At 72.4% G+C, this 16124-nt stretch carries 10 protein-coding genes and 1 pseudogene; 3 read left to right on the top strand and 8 right to left on the bottom strand.

The window, feature by feature from the left end; genetic code table 11:
• Positions 1–214: 214 nt before the first annotated feature.
• From O7595_RS01385 to O7595_RS01375, 3 genes are all read right to left on the bottom strand, one after another.
• Complete coding sequence (locus O7595_RS01385; RefSeq protein ID WP_269726871.1) at positions 215–685, bottom strand: GNAT family N-acetyltransferase; 471 nt, start codon at positions 683–685, stop codon at positions 215–217.
• A gap of 308 nt (positions 686–993) precedes the next feature.
• Positions 994–1230 (bottom strand): chaplin, encoded by a 237-nt coding sequence (locus tag O7595_RS01380; protein ID WP_269726870.1) that lies wholly within the window; start codon positions 1228–1230, stop codon positions 994–996.
• Positions 1231–2454: 1224 nt separating this feature from the next.
• On the bottom strand, positions 2455–3135 hold the full coding sequence (locus tag O7595_RS01375; RefSeq protein WP_269726869.1) for an adenosylcobinamide amidohydrolase: 681 nt from the start codon (positions 3133–3135) through the stop codon (positions 2455–2457).
• 1299 nt (positions 3136–4434) lie between these two features.
• On the opposite strand from O7595_RS01375, the gene O7595_RS01365 reads away from it, so the two are divergent.
• The gene (locus tag O7595_RS01365) at positions 4435–4635 is read left to right on the top strand and encodes a DUF4236 domain-containing protein (protein WP_269726868.1); all 201 of its coding nucleotides are present in this window, start codon (positions 4435–4437) and stop codon (positions 4633–4635) included.
• Positions 4636–4734: 99 nt separating this feature from the next.
• Here O7595_RS01365 and O7595_RS01360 read toward each other — a convergent pair whose 3' ends face one another.
• Positions 4735–5322 (bottom strand): tellurite resistance TerB family protein, encoded by a 588-nt coding sequence (locus O7595_RS01360; RefSeq protein WP_269726867.1) that lies wholly within the window; start codon positions 5320–5322, stop codon positions 4735–4737.
• Between the two features lie 550 nt (positions 5323–5872).
• On the opposite strand from O7595_RS01360, the gene O7595_RS01355 reads away from it, so the two are divergent.
• On the top strand, positions 5873–7093 hold the full coding sequence (locus tag O7595_RS01355; RefSeq protein ID WP_269726866.1) for an IS110 family transposase: 1221 nt from the start codon (positions 5873–5875) through the stop codon (positions 7091–7093).
• Between the two features lie 128 nt (positions 7094–7221).
• Here O7595_RS01355 and O7595_RS01350 read toward each other — a convergent pair whose 3' ends face one another.
• The 3 genes from O7595_RS01350 to katG all read right to left on the bottom strand — a co-directional run bounded on the left by O7595_RS01350 (position 7222) and on the right by katG (position 14389).
• Positions 7222–7803: a fasciclin domain-containing protein gene (locus O7595_RS01350; RefSeq protein ID WP_269726865.1), complete on the bottom strand. Its 582-nt coding sequence runs from the start codon at positions 7801–7803 to the stop codon at positions 7222–7224.
• 442 nt (positions 7804–8245) lie between these two features.
• On the bottom strand, positions 8246–11620 hold the full coding sequence (locus O7595_RS01345; RefSeq protein WP_269732328.1) for a pyruvate carboxylase: 3375 nt from the start codon (positions 11618–11620) through the stop codon (positions 8246–8248).
• Between the two features lie 537 nt (positions 11621–12157).
• Positions 12158–14389 carry a catalase/peroxidase HPI gene (gene katG, locus O7595_RS01340; RefSeq protein ID WP_269726864.1) on the bottom strand — a complete coding sequence of 744 codons (2232 nt, stop codon included), beginning with the start codon at positions 14387–14389 and terminating at the stop codon, positions 12158–12160.
• Positions 14390–14883: 494 nt separating this feature from the next.
• On the opposite strand from katG, the gene O7595_RS01335 reads away from it, so the two are divergent.
• A complete protein-coding gene (locus tag O7595_RS01335; RefSeq protein ID WP_269726863.1) occupies positions 14884–15294 on the top strand; it encodes a Fur family transcriptional regulator in 411 nt (136 codons plus the stop codon).
• Positions 15295–15459: 165 nt separating this feature from the next.
• Here O7595_RS01335 and O7595_RS01330 read toward each other — a convergent pair.
• A pseudogene (locus O7595_RS01330) lies at positions 15460–15561 on the bottom strand (MarR family transcriptional regulator); the annotation flags it as partial.
• Between the last annotated feature and the right edge of the window lie 563 nt (positions 15562–16124).

The raw sequence follows: 16124 nt of genomic DNA, 5'->3' as shown, positions 1-16124 counted from the left end.
CCTCCGCGCGGGCGGCGCGGGCACGCCGCGTCCCGTCTGCTCCCTCCCGCCGGCCCTCGCACTGTCAGCCGGACCGCCCTGTCGACGGAGCATCACGGGGCCGGGACGGGGAGACGACCGGCCCGCGGCGCAAGCGGCAGCCGTGCGGGTCCGGAGGGGCCCCGTCGGCTCTCTGCGGCGTCCGAGGTGTCGTCGGCGGCCGCGCCGTGCGGGCTCACCGAGCGGGGAAGGCGAGCCGCAGGACGATCTCGCCGTCGTCGATCGCCCCGGTGGGCTCGAAGCCGAACTTCCGGTAGAAGGGCCACGGTTCGCCCTCGCCGGGCTCGTAGCTGGTCAGCAGCTCGGTGCCGCCGTCCGCACGGACCAGTTCGGCGATCTGCGCCAGGGCCTCCCGGCCGATGCCCCGCTTCTGGTACCGCTTGTCGACGAGGAGGCGCCAGAGGAAGTGCCGCCCCTTGAAAGGACCGGAGGGCGGTCTCCACGCCAGCATCACGAAGCCCACCGGCTCGTCGTCCCGGTACACGGCGCGGTACCAGGGATTGGCCGAGGGCGTCTTCGCCGCCTCCTTGAGCGATTTGGACACCGAGGCGACGAACTGTTTCTGGTCACGCCGTACGCGGAGGGCGCGAACGGCTTCCCGGTTGTCGTCGGTGATCTCCCGCAGATGCACACCTGGGGACCGCATGCCGCACCCCTTCCCGCTTCCGGCGGCTCCGTCGTCCGGGCCTCGTCCGATGCCGCCGCCGGGCGGCGTTTCGCCCGTGACTGCCCGGCACCGATGAGGCCGGGGCGGACGTTTCCGCAGCGTATTCGACGCAGGCGATTCCGAGCGGGACTGGCGCGCCGGGCCGTGACCGCCTCCGTGAGGGCTCGGCGGGAAACGCGAGGGCCGGACCCCGGTACGGGGGCCCGGCCCGTTCGGTCCCGACGACTGCCGGCGGGCGGCAGCCCAGGGCCCGGGCCGCACCTGGTTCCCGGTGCGGCGGGGTGCGATCAGCCGTTGAGGCAGGCGTTGCCGACGGCCGGGTTGAACAGGCTGACGACACCGAGCGAGTTGCCGCAGAGGTTCAGCGGCACGTGGAGCGGGACCTGGATGACGTTGCCCGACAGCACACCCGGGCTGCCCGCGGCCGCGGCCTCCGCCCCACTGTCCGCCACGGCGCTGCCGGCGCCGGCGAGGACGCCGGCCACGGCGAGGGCGGCCACGGTGGACGCGATGCGCATGCGCATGATCTCTCCTAGAGGGGTCTCGACGAAACGAGTCGGCCACGATCACACCGGACCGGCGCGGCCGTCCCCGGGCATTCGGCGGCCCGGGGGCGTGTCGCCACCCTCCCCCTCGCTGGATGTTCGATTGACATCGAACCGCTGTGTGACCGGCTCAGCCGTCCCACTCGCCATCCCAGCACCGGGACCCGAGCGGGGCGCCCGATTTCCCGGTGGGCGAGGGCGCGGGCCTCCCGCGGGACCGGTCCGGATACCGGGACGCGCCGGAAGTCCCGCGTCGAGTACATGCACCCCGCAGTCCGGCCCGACCCGGGTCGACGTCCGTACCGCCACGGCCCGGCGGGACCCGGGCAACTGCCGGACGCGGTCCCGCACCTCGCCGGGCAACGCCCGTTCCCGCGTGCCGGACCGGTACGGCCGCTTCGTCGTCGTGGCGGTACTCCGGTGCCCGGGTCTGGAACCGGCCACGTCGCCGGCGTGGGCGCCGGCTGGCGGCCAGGCCGGACCCGTCGCCGCTGACCACCGGCCCCCGATCGCGTCCGCAGGCGAACCCCCGGACCGCCACCGCGCCTTGAAGGGGCGTCACCCGGCAGTCGGCGGGTACCCGCGGGACGTGACCCGAACGTCCCCCGCCCCGAGGGGCGGGGCAACCGACCGACTCGGCGCCGCACCCCGCCGTGACCACGGCGGATCCGGCGCCTCGTTCCGGGGAGCACGACGCCCCCGGAACCTCACCCCCCGGAGGCCGGGATGACCTCGATCGTGACGGCCGCGGCGGACGCCTCGACCGCCCCCGCCTGGACGCACATGACCGTCATGGCGGTGGCGCTGCTCGTCCTCGTCCGCAGCCTGGCCAGGCGCAATGGCTGACCGGGCCGCCCGGACGACACGGCTCCTCGGTCATCGGAGTCGCCGCCTGCGCGCGTCCGGCCCGAGCGGCTCACCAACTCGGCCGCCCCCAGGGTCCGGCCGCCACGATCCGCGCCCGGCGAGGGCCGCCCCGCGCCGCCCACACCACGCAGGCGCATGCTCCCACGACGAGCGCGAGGATGCCGGACACAACCAGCACGGCCTAGGCTCCCCCCTTTCCTTCCGTCTTCCCGCGTTGCGGTCGGCACCATCCTTCCGGCTGAGGAGGGCAGCCCGGTCGGAGATGCACGGCATACGGTGCGCGGCCACAAGGGGCGATCCTCCGGGCGGTTTCGCCCCGTCCGCCTGCACACGTCCCTATGGTGCGGGAGTCGCGGTTCCCACCGCCCGGTGGACGGCGCGGGCCAGCCGGGCACCCCATCGGGAACGAGGGCCGGCGAAGGGATGGACCTCCTCGCCGGGACGGGGGACGCGCGCGGCGACGCACACGGCGTCGGTGGGCGTGCCCGAGCAGTCGTACCCCGCCTCGATCAGTGCTTGGACCTTTGCCTCGGTGGCCGTGGCCACCGCGTTGACCAAGGCGGCGTCGGTGAGGGCCACCGGGAGCGCGGCGACGATGTTGATCGTGCCCGGCGGCGCGAGCGCGACGCAGCCCTCGTCCGCTGCGGCGGCCCAGCCGCGTACCGTGATGCCCACCGTCGCGACGGCCTCGACACCCCCGTCGCACGCCTGGCCGTTGCGCGAGACGTCGGCCGCCGTCATCAGCCCGACGCCCGGCCCCCGCAGCCCGAAGTCACCCGCCAACCGGGCGAGATGGCGGTCCGGGTCCTGGCGTCGATAGCCGTGGGCGACCTGGGCGTTGAGGACCCAAGCGCGTTCGCCGACACCCCCGCCGAGGACGGCGTTGCTGATCATGCGCCACCCCGGACCTGCGCCCCACAGCAAGGCGGGCAGTTCCCCGCCGTCCTCGACGCGGATGCGGAGCCCTACGGGCAGCAGGCCCACGGCGGTTCGGGGCGGTGGCACGAGAGCGGTCAACGAGCGGGACTTCCTGTGGGCGGGCGACCGGCCGATCGTACGCGGTGCCGACGGCGGCCCGACCGCGAGGGGCGGTCGGCAGGCCCGGCCCGCCGCTCCCACCACGGGTGTGCGCCTGGCCGCAGGGCCGGTCATACGGCCGCCCACGGCACCACCCGCCGCTGATCCCCGGCCGGCCGCAGCAGCGGCACCGAAGGGCCCCCCGCCGCAACAGCCCCCGGCCCGAGGCGCGTCACGGCATGGGCGACCGACGTGCGTCGCGGCGCCGATCCCGGAGCCGATCGCCGAACGGACCGCCCGTGACCCGCAGAGGGAGGGGAGTACCGCGAACGCCTGCGGGTCTGAGTACATGAGGACGTACGGGCTGAGTACCGCGTCCGATGTCCGCCAGGGCCGTCCGCTGCTGGACTGGCGTCATGAACCCCGAAGCGTCTCGCCGCCCCCGTATGCAGCAGGTCACCACCACGGGCTCCGCCCTGGCCGCTGCCCTGCTCCCGCTGATGGTGGGGGTTCTGGTCGCGAAGTCCCTGGGCGCCGACCCCATGTCGCCGGTCAACGCGCTCATCGCAGGCGGCGGTCAGCGTCCGCGGGTGTGTCCGGCGCAGCTGCGCAGCTGCGGCCGCAGCGCACTGCGGCGCGGGCGCCCCGGGACTCGTACGGACCTCCGTGAGGGCGCCGCGCACAGGGCGCGTCCGGAGCTCGAGGCCGGTCCGGACCCGACGCCGGCCCGGGGCGGGGGAAAGGGGCGCGTCCGGGGGAAGGTTCGCAGCTGGGGCCAGCCGGGTCCCGGGGGCGGGTCCGGCAACGGGGGCGGGTCGGGCAACGGGGGCGGGTCCGGCAACAGGAGCGGGCGAGCGCCACGCTCACGCGTGCGTTCCGCGGGTCCTGCGTCGGCACAAGGCTCCACTGCGATTCACCAGCCCACCATCCGTGCTGCGAAGACCGGGTCGGGGACCTCGCCGAGTGCAGCGAGCGTCCCGGGCGGCGGAGCACCGACGCCGCACTCTCCTGGCGTGGCTGCATCCTGACCCCACCACCAGCCTGACGCCACCGCCTCCCATGCCCGCCCCGTGCTCGCGTCTGCGCAGTTGGACGTGCCATGTGCCCCAGGTGCCCGACACCATCGTCGGCCGTCCTCCACGGCTTCCCGGCCCGTGGTGCCGCCAGGGCGTCCGCCCATGACGCTGGCCGCCGGCCGCGCGGGCCCCGTCCGGGCGTCGGCTCGGCACCACCGACGGCACCACGTCGCGTAAGGGCGGGAACTCGGGGAAGACGGACGGCCTACCAAAGGAGCGCATCGTGCCCGTCACCTTCCGCAAGAGCTTCCGCATACTCCCGGGAGTCCGCCTCAACATCAACCGCAAGTCCGTGTCCATCACCCTCGCCAAGAGGGACGGCGCCAGGCGCACTTACTCCTCGACGGGCCGCCGCACCACCTCCATGGACCTGCCGGGCCCCTTCGGCTACCGCAAGACCACCACGCGCCGCAGCCGTCACTGAGCGCGGGAGCGTGCGCCGAGTGAGGCCGCCGCGACCGGGAGCGGCGGTCGCCGCGCCCGCCGGTTCCGTGCAGCGCAGGACCGGCGGCCGCGGCGTCGATCAGACGCCGAACTCCGCGGGTGAGATGCCGAGCGCGGCGCAGGCCTCGCGGATCGCCTGCTGCTCGGACGGCTCCACGGACCCGTCGGCACCCGCGATGACCATGCCGGTCTGGACGACGGCGCGGGCCTCCTGCGGCTTCTTGGCCGCCTTGGCGATCTCCTTCAGCGCTTCCGCCTTGCCCAGCTCGAAGTTGGCCATGAGCCGGTCCACGTTCTGGTTGAACCGCTGGCGAAGCTGGTCCGCGGGGAAGTTCTGCAGCACCTCGTTCGAGACGATCATCTCTTCGACGCGCTGCCGCTCCGTGGGGTCGACATGCCCGTCGGCCGCGGCCACCAGAGCGCACATCGCCATGCTGGCGTCCCGGTAGGCACCGCTCTTGAGCTCGGTCTTCACCGATGCGAGCTGGGACTTGAACAACCCGATCAACTGCGCCTTGGAGCCGCCGGAGGACGAAGCCCGTCCGTGACCGCCGTGCTGGCCCTGCCCGAAGGGGCCTTGCCCCTGCCCCTGCCCGCCACTTCCCCGAGCGCTCTGGGACTGCTGGAGGTTCTTGGCCTGCTCCTTGAGCCGGTCCCACATCGCCACTGGTGCCACCTCGGCTTCTGCTGTCGGTCTGTTGCCGGTCGTCGGCCGCGCGTCCGCGCGTGCCGTACCCGGTCAACGCCGTCGGATGGGTCCAGGTTCCCGGATGGCAAAGTAAACGCAAAATAGGATCACCCGTGGGTGGCGCCGGGTTCGGAGCCAGCCGCGGACGCGGCGGCGCGGCCGGACCGACCGGACCGGCGGATCCCGGAACCGCCGGTCCGGTCCCGAGGCGGCCGTCGGTACCGCGGCGCGTACGACGTCGACGGGCTCAGGGCAGCCGTGAAGGAAGCGCGGGCCAGGGCAGCGCTCATTAGAGGACCATCCTTTCTGCAGCCCTCTTCGGTAGGGTTGTGACCTCTCGGTCCCGGTGGGTGCATGGCCAGTGTCGCGAGCTGCTCGACGGCCAACATGAGTTACGCCAGCCCCGCCGGGCCGAGGCCGTCTGATCGGCTTCAGGGACACGCCCCGCAGAGGGCCGATTAATGAGCTCCCGGCAGACGACCTCATCACCGGGCAGGTGCTCCGTCACAGGCACAGGAGTACGACCTTCGTGTTCATCGGGTGGGACTGGGCGACCGAGACCCATGACGTGACCGTCATGGACGACGCCGGAAAACGCATCGACCGGTGGGAACTCGCCCACACCGAGGAGGGGTTCACCAAGACTCTGGCGAGGCTGCGCAAACACGGTGCTCCGGCAGACCTGCCCGTAGCGATCGAGACCACCCGCGGCCTGGCCGTCGACCGCCTCCTTGCCGCCGGACACCCCATCGTGCCGGTGCACCCCAACGCCTTCCACGCCATGCGGGCACGCTGGGGCGCCTCCAAGGCCAAGACCGACGCCGGCGACAGCATGAAACTCGCCGACTACCTGCGCACCGACGGGCACATGCTGCCCAGACTGGAACCCACCGAGCAGGCCACCCTCGACCTCCAGGCCCTCACCCGGCAGCGTGCCGACCACATCGAGGCCAAGGTCGCCGCCGTCAACCAGCTCGCCGCCCTGCTGGACGAGCACCGGCCCGGGGGCAAGGCCGTCTTCTACGAACTCGACAGCGACATCGCCATGGCCTTCCTGGAGCGCTACCCCACCCCGGCCTCCGCCGCCAGGCTCACCGCCGGACGCCTCGAAGCCTGGTGCAAGCGCCACGGATACTCCGGGAAGAAGCCCGGCAGCGTCCTGATCGAACGCCTGCGCTTGGCCCCGAAGGCCGCCTCCCGCCTCAGCGAACAGGTCGCCGGACAGCTCGTCCGAGTCCAGGTGCAGCTGGTGCAGGGCATACGCGCGACGATCCGTGTCTTGGACAAGTCCATCGCCGAAGCAGCCGCAACCCATCCCTACGCACCGCTTTTCGCCACCATGCCGCGCATCGGCAAGGTCAGCCTCGGGCAGATCATCGGCGAGATCGGCCCGATCCTGGAACGCGCCCAGACCTGCGAACAACTCGTCGCCGAAGCTGGCGTCGTCCCGGTCACCCGGGCCTCGGGCAAGGCCCGCACGGTCTCCTTCCGCTTCGCGACCAACCGAAGAGCTCGACTCGCGCTGACGACCTTCGCCGACAACAGCCGCCACGGCAGCGACTGGGCCGCCAAGATCTACAACGACGCCAGGGCGCGCAAGAAGCGACACCCCCACGCGATCCGCATCCTGGCCCGAGCATGGCTCCGCGTGATGTGGGCCTGCTGGCGCGACGGCACCTGCTATGACCCCGTGATCCACCAATCCAACAGCAAGATCAACACGACCGCGGAGACGCGGATGGCGGCATAGAGGTTGACTCAGGAAACTCATGTCCTGACCCGCGACGCGCGCGACGACGGGCCGTCCGCCACCGCGCCTTCTCCGCGCCGGGGCCGGGGCTCAGCGCCCGGGCGTGCTCCCGCGCGGACGGGACCGCCTCAGGACGGTGGCTGGAGCACCTGGTCGATGATGTGGACGACCGCGTTGCTCGTGGGCACGTCGCCGCAGAGGACGGCCGCCGAGCCGTTCACCTTGAAGGAGTCCCCGGAACCGGACGTGGCCAGCTCGGCTCCTTCGAGGGTCTTGAAGCTGCCGTCGGGCAACCGGTCCGCGGTGACCTCCGTGCCGACGACGTGGTAGGTCAGGAGCTTCTTCAACTGCTCCTGGTCGTTGAGCACCGCGTCGAGCTGAGCCTTGGGGATCTTGGCGAAGGCGTCGTTCGTCGGTGCGAAGAGGGTGATCCCGTCGGCGTTGTTCAACGTCTCGACGAGCCCGGCCTTCTGCACGGCGCTGACGAGGGTGGACAGCTCCGGCTGGTGCGAGGCGGCCGTGGCGACCGGGTCGTCGGCCATACCGGCCGGGCTGCCCTCGCCACTCGTCGGCAGCGCGGCGCAGCCGGGTCCGAACGGCTCCGCCGCGGGACCCGCCTGTGCTGTGGGGGCGGCCGCGAGGAGCGGAAGCGGTACGAGGAGCGCACCGGCTGCGGCGAGAGCGGCGCCCCTGAGGCGATCGGTGGTCATGAGTTTCCCCTTTGCTGGGACGAGCCGGGAGGCGGCGGGCTCCTCGGTCTGCCCGCCACATCCCACTCTTCGCCCGGACCCCGCTCCCCGGATGCCGCCGGAAGGACGCGTCTTCTCCGCGTCGGGCGAGGATGCCGGTCGCACGCGCGTTCCTCCCCCGTGCGGACTCACCGAGCCGCGGCGGCGGCTTCCCGGCGCGGAACGCGATCCGACCGGCTCCCACCGGCTTCCACCGGCTGGGCCACTCGGTACCTCCCCGACCACGCCTCCCCGGTGTCGCCCGCCCTGGCCCGCCCCTGGACCTGACGGCGCCGCCGGGGCCGTGGGGCAGCCCGCAGGGGGGCCGCCCCGCCCCGTCCACCCGTGGCGGGTGAACGAGCGGGGGTGGCCGTCCCGGCGGCGCCCGGCACACCCTCGCCGGTGGCCCGTGGGCGAGCGAGGATCACGCGATCTCCAGGAGGAGATCGCCCCCCTCCACCTGCTGGATCCGGTTGATGGCCAGCCGCCCGACCTGCCCGGTCTTCGGGGCGGTGATCGTGGCCTCCATCTTCATCGCCTCGATGGTCGCCACCGTGGCACCGGCCTCCACCCGGTCCCCCTCGGAGACGGTCAGGGTCACGACCCCGGCGAACGGTGCGGCGACATGACCGGGATCGGAGCGGTCGGCCTTCTCGGTGACCGGCACGTCGGAGGCCGCCGCCTCGTCACGCACCTGGATCGGCCGCAGCTGGCCGTTCAGCGTGGCCATCACGGTCCGCATGCCGCGTTCGTCGGCCTCACCGACGGCCTGCAACTCGATGAGGAGCCGGACGCCGGGTTCCAGGTCGACCCCGTACTCCTTCGACGGCCGCAGCCCGTAGAAGAAGTCCTTGCTGTCCAGCACACTCGTGTCGCCGTACGCCTGGCGGTGGGCGTCGAAGTCGCGCGTCGGCCCGGGGAACAGCAGCCGGTTGAGCGTGGCACGGCGGCTCTTCTCGAGCCCCGCACGGTCCTCCGCCGTGAGTTCCTGCACCGGCTTCGCCTCGGCACGTCCCTGCAGCGCCTTGCTGCGGAACGGCTCCGGCCAGCCCCCCGGCGGGGTGCCGAGCTCGCCGCGCAGGAACCCGATGACGGAGTCGGGGATGTCGAACCGGTCGGGTGTGGCCTCGAACCCCTCCGGTGACACCCCGGCACCGACCAGGTGCAGGGCCAGGTCGCCGACCACCTTCGAGGACGGAGTGACCTTCACCAGCCTGCCGAGGATCCGGTCGGCGGCCGCGTACATCGCCTCGATGTCCTCGAAGCGGTCGCCGAGGCCGAGGGCGACGGCCTGGGTGCGCAGATTGGACAGCTGTCCGCCCGGGATCTCGTGGTGGTAGACGCGTCCGGTCGGCGAGGCCAGGCCGGCCTCGAACGGCGCGTAGATCCTGCGCACGCCCTCCCAGTAGGGCTCGAGGTCGCCGACGGCCTGGAGGTCCAGCCCCGTGGGGCGCGGGGAGTGGTCGGTCGCGGCCACGATGGCCGACAGTGACGGCTGCGAGGTCGTGCCCGCCATGGACGCGACCGCGCCGTCCACCGCGTCCGCCCCCGCCTGGATCGCGGCCAGGTACGTGGCGAGCTGGCCGCCCGCGGTGTCGTGGGTGTGCAGATGCACCGGCAGGTCGAACTCGCGGCGCAGCGCCGACACCAGCGTGGCCGCCGCCGGCGCGCGCAGCAGACCGGCCATGTCCTTGACGGCCAGGACATGGGCGCCCGCGGCGACGATCTCCTCCGCGAGGCGGAGGTAGTAGTCCAGCGTGTACAGCCGCTCCGAGGGGTCGGAGAGGTCGGAGGTGTAGCACAGGGCGACCTCCGCCACGGCCGTACCGGTCTCCCGCACGGCCTCGATCGCGGGCCGCATCTGGCCGACGTCGTTGAGCGCGTCGAAGATCCGGAAGATGTCGATGCCGGTGGCCGCCGCCTCCTGGACGAAGGCGTCCGTCACCTCGGTCGGGTACGGCGTGTAGCCCACGGTGTTGCGGCCGCGCAGCAGCATCTGCAGACAGATGTTCGGGACGGCCTCACGCAGTGCCGCCAGACGCTCCCAGGGGTCCTCGGCGAGGAAGCGCAGGGCCACGTCGTAGGTGGCACCGCCCCAGCACTCCAGCGACAGCAGCTGCGGCAGCGTCCGCGCGACGGTCGGCGCGACGGAGAGCAGGTCCTTGGTGCGGACCCGGGTGGCGAGCAGCGACTGGTGCGCGTCGCGGAAGGTGGTGTCGGTGACGCCGATCGTCGGCGACTCGCGCAGCCACCGCGCGAAGCCCTCCGGGCCCAGTTCGACGAGCCGCTGCCGGGAACCGGCGGGCGGCTCTCCGGCGGGCAGGGGCGGCAGTTTGGTGCCCGGGTCGATCAGGTCGGGCCGTTCTCCGTGCGGCTTGTTCACCGTCACGTCCGCCAGGTACGTGAGCAGCTTCGTGCCGCGGTCGGCGGAGTGACGCGCGGTGAGCAGATGCTGCCGCTCCTCGATGAACGAGGTGGTCACCCGTCCCGCCTGGAAGTCCGGGTCGTCCAGCACGGCCTGGAGGAACGGGATGTTCGTGGCCACGCCGCGGATGCGGAACTCGGCCACCGCACGCCGGGCCCGTCCGACCGCGGCCTTGAAGTCCCGGCCCCGGCAGGTCAGCTTGACCAGCATCGAGTCGAAGTGGGCGCTGATCTCCGTGCCCGCGTGGGTCGTGCCGCCGTCGAGTCGGATTCCCGAGCCGCCCGGCGAGCGGTAGGCGCTGATCCGGCCCGTGTCCGGGCGGAAGCCGTTCGCCGGGTCCTCGGTGGTGATACGGCACTGCAGAGCGGCACCGCGCAGCGTGACGGTCTCCTGGGCCAGCCCGAGGTCCGCCAGCGTCTCACCGGCCGCGATGCGCATCTGCGCCTGGACCAGGTCGACGTCGGTGACCTCCTCCGTCACCGTGTGCTCGACCTGGATGCGCGGGTTCATCTCGATGAAGACGTGGTTGCCGTCGCGGTCGAGCAGGAACTCCACCGTGCCGGCGTTGCGGTAACCGATCTCGCGGGCGAAGCGCACCGCGTCCGCGCAGATGCGGTCCCTCAGCACCGGGTCGAGGTTCGGCGCCGGCGCCAGCTCGATCACCTTCTGGTGCCGGCGCTGGAGGGAGCAGTCCCGCTCGAAGAGATGGATGACGTCGCCGCTTCCGTCGGCGAGGATCTGCACCTCGATGTGGCGCGGATCGACGACGGCCTTCTCCAGGAAGACCGTGGGATCGCCGAACGCGGACGCCGCCTCGCGGGACGCCGCCTCGATCGACTCACGGAGTACGGACGGATCGTCCACCCGGCGCATGCCGCGCCCTCCGCCACCGGCGACCGCCTTGACGAACACCGGGAAACCGATGTCCTCCGCGGCCCCGACCAACTCGTCCACGTCGGTGGAGGGCTGGGAGGAGCCGAGCACCGGCACCCCGGCGGCGCGGGCCGCGGCCACGGCGCGGGCCTTGTTCCCGGTCAGTTCGAGGGTGTCGGCGCTCGGCCCGACGAAGGTGATGCCCGCCTCCTCGCAGGCGCGGGCCAGCTCCGGATTCTCGGACAGGAACCCGTATCCCGGGTAGACGGCGTCCGCCCCGGCCCGGCGCGCGGCGCCGACGACCTCCTCGACGGAGAGGTAGGCCCGCACCGGGTGCCCCTGCTCACCGATCTCGTAGGCCTCGTCGGCCTTCAGCCGGTGCAGCGAGTTGCGGTCCTCGTAGGGGAAGACGGCGACGGTACGCGCCCCCAGTTCGTAGCCGGCGCGGAACGCGCGAATCGCAATCTCGCCGCGGTTGGCGACCAGCACCTTGCGGAACATCCTGGATCCCTTCAGCCTGGTGGCGACATACCCCATGGTCTCAGCCACCCCAGCCCCTACCCAGCGGTAACGTCAAGAGTCCCGTGGCGATCCGCACATCCGTGCGGCGTTGCGTTGATCACGTCCCACGGTCACACCGGCCCCGCCGCGCGCGGGCCCACCCCTTGTCGGAGTGGGTGCGGAACCCTGTCCGGAGGGGGAAACCCACTGCTCAGCGGTTCCTGCCGACCTCCGCCGGCCGGATCTCCTCGACCGGCCCGCCGGCCCCGGGCTCACCGCGCCTCGGGGCGCGGGCCGCGGCGTTGTCGAGCGGGATCTGCACGTCACCCGGGAGCAGTGGGTTGTGCCGCGCCGGGACCGCGGCCGGAAAGGCGGCCGGCCGAAGCGCCGCGCTGAGACGGACGTGACGGACGGGTCTGCGAACCGGCGGGCGCAGCGGGACGCGGAAGGCGCACCCGAGGCGATGCGGGGGTGCGCCTTCCCGGAGCCGCGAGAAACGTCCGGGCCGGCCGGTGCGGGCCGGCCCGGACGCCGGGATCACACCAGGTCGAACCGGTCCAGGTTCATGACCTTGTCCCATGCCGCGACGAAGTCCCTCACGAACTTCTCCTTCGCGTCGTCGCTCGCGTAGACCTCCGCGAGCGCACGCAGCTCGGAGTTCGACCCGAAGACCAGGTCGGCCCGGGTGCCGGTCCACTTGACCTCGCCCGTGACGTCGTCTCGGCCCTCGAAGGTGTTCGCGTCACCCGACGTCGCCTGCCACGTCGTTCCCAGGTCGAGCAGGTTGACGAAGAAGTCGTTCGTCAGCTTCCCCGGAGTCGCCGTGAGAACGCCCAACTGCGACTGCCGGTGGTTCGCGCCGAGGACGCGCAGCCCGCCGACGAGGACCGTCAGCTCGGGCGCGCTCAGGGTCAGCAGGTTCGCTCGGTCGATCAGCAGGTACTCGGCCGGCAGCCGGTTGCCCTTGCCGAGGTAGTTGCGGAAGCCGTCGGCGGCGGGCTCGAGCGCGGCGAACGACTCCGTGTCGGTCTGCTCCTGCGAGGCGTCCGCGCGGCCCGGGACGAAGGGGACCTCGACGGCGACGCCGGCGTCCGCGGCCGCCTTCTCCACGGCCGCACCCCCCGCGAGGACGATCAGGTCGGCGAGCGAGACCCGCTTGCCCCCGCCCTGGGCGGAGTTGAAGGACTGCTGGATCCCCTCGAGGGTCCGCAGCACGCCGGCCAGCCGGTCGGGGTCGTTGACCTCCCAGCCGCTCTGCGGCTGCAGGCGGATTCGGGCACCGTTGGCGCCGCCGCGCTTGTCGCTGCCGCGGAACGACGAGGCCGACGCCCACGCCGTCGACACCAGCTCGGACACCGACAGGCCCGAGTCGAGGATCTGCGCCTTCAGGGCGGCGACGTCCCCGGCGTCGACCAACTCGTGCGTCACCTCCGGGAGCGGGTCCTGCCACAGCAGCACCTCGGACGGGACCTCCGGCCCGAGGTACCGCTGGATCGGGCCCATGTCCCGGTGCGTCAGCTTGTACCAGGCCCGGGCGAAGGCGTCCGCGAACGCGCCGGGATTCTCGAGGAACCGCCGTGAGATCTGCTCGTAGACCGGGTCGAAGCGCAGTGACAGGTCGGTCGTGAGCATCGTCGGGGCGTGGCTCTTCGAGGGGTCGTGGGCATCGGGGACGGTGCCCGAGCCGGCACCGTCCTTCGGCCGCCACTGGTGCGCGCCGGCGGGGCTCTTGAACAGCTCCCACTCGTAGCCGAACAGGATCTCGAAGAAGCTGTTGTCCCAGGTGATCGGGGTGTTCGTCCAGATGCCCTCGAGACCGCTGGTGATCGCGTCGGCTCCCTTGCCGGTGCCGTGGCTGTTCCGCCAGCCGAAGCCCTGCTGCTCGATCGGGGCGGCCTCGGGGTCCGGGCCGACGGCCTCCGCCGGGCCGGCGCCGTGGGTCTTGCCGAAGGTGTGGCCGCCGGCGATGAGGGCGACCGTCTCCTCGTCGTTCATCGCCATGCGGCGGAACGTCTCGCGGATGTCGCGAGCGGCGGCCAGCGGGTCCGGGTTGCCGTTGGGGCCCTCGGGGTTGACGTAGATGAGGCCCATCTGGACCGCGCCCAGCGGGTTCTCGAGCTCCCGGTCGCCGGTGTAGCGCTCGTCGCCCAGCCAGGTGGTCTCCGGACCCCAGTAGACGTCCTCGTCGGGCTCCCAGACGTCCTCACGGCCGCCGGCGAAGCCGAAGGTCTCGAAGCCCATCGACTCCAGGGCGACATTGCCGGCCAGGATCATCAGGTCGGCCCACGAGAGGCTCTGGCCGTACTTCTTCTTGACCGGCCACAGCAGCCGGCGGGCCTTGTCGAGGTTGCCGTTGTCCGGCCAGCTGTTGAGCGGAGCGAATCGCTGCTGGCCGGCCCCGGCGCCGCCGCGGCCGTCACTGATGCGGTACGTGCCCGCGCTGTGCCACGCCATGCGGATGATGAACGGACCGTAGTGGCCGAAGTCGGCCGGCCACCAGTCCTGGGACGTCGTCAGCACCTCGGCGATGTCCCGCTTCACGGCAGGCAGGTCGAGGCTCTTGAACGCCGCGGCGTAGTCGAACTCCTCGCCGAGCGGGTTGGCCACGGCGGGGTTCTTGGCGAGGATCCTCAGATTGAGCCGCTCCGGCCACCACTGCCGGTTGCCGCCGCCCTGCGTCGGGTGCGGTGCGCGCCCGTGCGCGACGGGGCAGCCACCCCCGCCCTCGGCCTTCGCGTCGGCGACGATTGCATCATGGTTCTCGGACATGGGAATCCTTCCGGGCTGGGCGGATCACGTGCTCAGGAACTGCGGGCTGTCGAACTGTGGGGTGCGGGCCCCGTGGGACGGCCTTGCGGCCGGGGCGACCGTGCGGGACGCCGGCCGGTCCCACCGGGACGGACCGGCACGCTGACATGAGGCGCGCCTCGTCCGCCGGCCGGACGAACAGCCGTCCGTGGGACCGGGGTTTCCGGAGGCCACCGCCCCGGCACGGTGCAGGCCACCGTCCCGTGCGGTCCCGGTGCGCGCCATCTCGCCGACCGTCATCCGCCGGCCGGCGCGGTGCGGCTTGTCGGCGGTGGTCCCGTCATGTCCTCGTCTCCTGCCGTGCTGGAGTCCTCTGCACCCTTGGCTGTCGCCGGAACCGATCCTACGATGGACTCAGTCCAGGTCAAGAAGCTCGCCTAGTCCATATCCGATCAGAATCCGGACATCCGCCGGTAAACTTCGGCCATCCGTCACGTACGAATAGGTGAACCGACATGAGTGACCTGCTGGAGCGGCTGCGAGGGCGTGGCTGGCGGGTGACCGCCCAGCGGCGTGTCGTCGCGGAGGTCCTCGACGGGGACCACGTGCATCTCACGGCCGACGAGGTGCACGCACGCGCGGTGGACCGGCTGCCCGAGATCTCCCGGGCGACCGTCTACAACACGCTCGGCGAGCTGGTCGCCCTCGGCGAGGTCGCGGAGGTCTCGACGGACGGCCGTGCCAAGCGCTATGACCCCAACGCACACCACCCGCACCAGCACCTGGTGTGCTCCGGGTGCGGCAGCATCCGGGACGTGCATCCGACCGGCGATCCGCTGGCGGCCCTTCCGGCGGAGGAGCGGTTCGGCTTCACGGTCTCCGCAGCCGAGATCACCTACCGCGGACTGTGCCCGTCCTGCCGCTGAACCCCGTACGGACGCGCCACTTCCGCCGTCCGGGGCGCGGTGACCTGACCTCGGGCTTCGAACCCTTGCCGTCACCGGTGCCCCGCCGTCGTCGACCCCGCCGAACCGGCCTCGACCTCGTCCCGGGCACTCGTGCTGCCCGGCCGTGGCGCGGCCGGCCACGGCGCGGGGGTCGCGGGTGCGCTCGATCAGACCGGTCGACTCCGGGGCGCGTGCCAGTTTCGAGACGTACAGCGCCTCCAGGCCGGTGTGGTCGGCGAGTCGGACCCGCTTCCACGCACGGCCGAGTCGGCCCGAGAGGTCGGGCGGCCGCGAGCGGCCGCACGGTCCGAGGCAACCCGTCCGGGTACCCAGGGGTGCGACCAGTGCCTCTGGATTCCCGTCGAGTTGGGTCTCCCCATCCGGCCCTCTCCCGGGTGATGCCCTCGGAGACCTTGCGGAAGCCGATGTCGAGACAGGCCGGATTTCCGTCCGTTGCCTGTGGCTGCGGAGGCGCTCCGGGAAGATCCACGCCGTTGAACTGTGTACCTTCCGTGTGAAATTGTCTCGTTCCTGACGATCCGCCTACCGCCCCCCTTCACCTTGCGCGCCTCGCTGCCAGCATGGGACGGCACGGGACATGCTCGACCGCGCGCGGTTCTGCACGTACCGCTGACGGGGCAGGCCGGGACGGGCCGGGCGCCTCCCCCGGTGCGCGGCGTGCCGGCCGGTACTCCTCGCGGCTCCTGGCCAGGACGAGCCGTGCGGCATGCGAAACGTCTTCAAGCGGTGCGCGATCCACCGTCCGTCCGCGTCCCCCTGGGATTTTCGGACCGTTCCGTGGCTGAAAG

The sequence above is a fragment of the Streptomyces sp. WMMC940 genome (genome assembly GCF_027460265.1).
In the GTDB taxonomy this organism is placed as follows: Bacteria; Actinomycetota; Actinomycetes; order Streptomycetales; family Streptomycetaceae; genus Streptomyces.
Note: the sequence above shows the minus strand (reverse complement) of the source record. Positions and strands in the feature narration are given on the sequence as shown.

What these genes read in the sequence shown, in the direction of transcription:
- O7595_RS01385 (WP_269726871.1), bottom strand. Translation starts at nt 685, where the DNA reads ATGCGGTCCCCAGGTGTGCATCTGCGGGAGATCACCGACGACAACCGG.
- O7595_RS01380 (WP_269726870.1), bottom strand. Translation starts at nt 1,230, where the DNA reads ATGCGCATGCGCATCGCGTCCACCGTGGCCGCCCTCGCCGTGGCCGGC.
- O7595_RS01350 (WP_269726865.1), bottom strand. Translation starts at nt 7,803, where the DNA reads ATGACCACCGATCGCCTCAGGGGCGCCGCTCTCGCCGCAGCCGGTGCG.
- O7595_RS01345 (WP_269732328.1), bottom strand. Translation starts at nt 11,620, where the DNA reads ATGTTCCGCAAGGTGCTGGTCGCCAACCGCGGCGAGATTGCGATTCGC.
- katG (WP_269726864.1), bottom strand. Translation starts at nt 14,389, where the DNA reads ATGTCCGAGAACCATGATGCAATCGTCGCCGACGCGAAGGCCGAGGGC.
- O7595_RS01335 (WP_269726863.1), top strand. Translation starts at nt 14,884, where the DNA reads ATGAGTGACCTGCTGGAGCGGCTGCGAGGGCGTGGCTGGCGGGTGACC.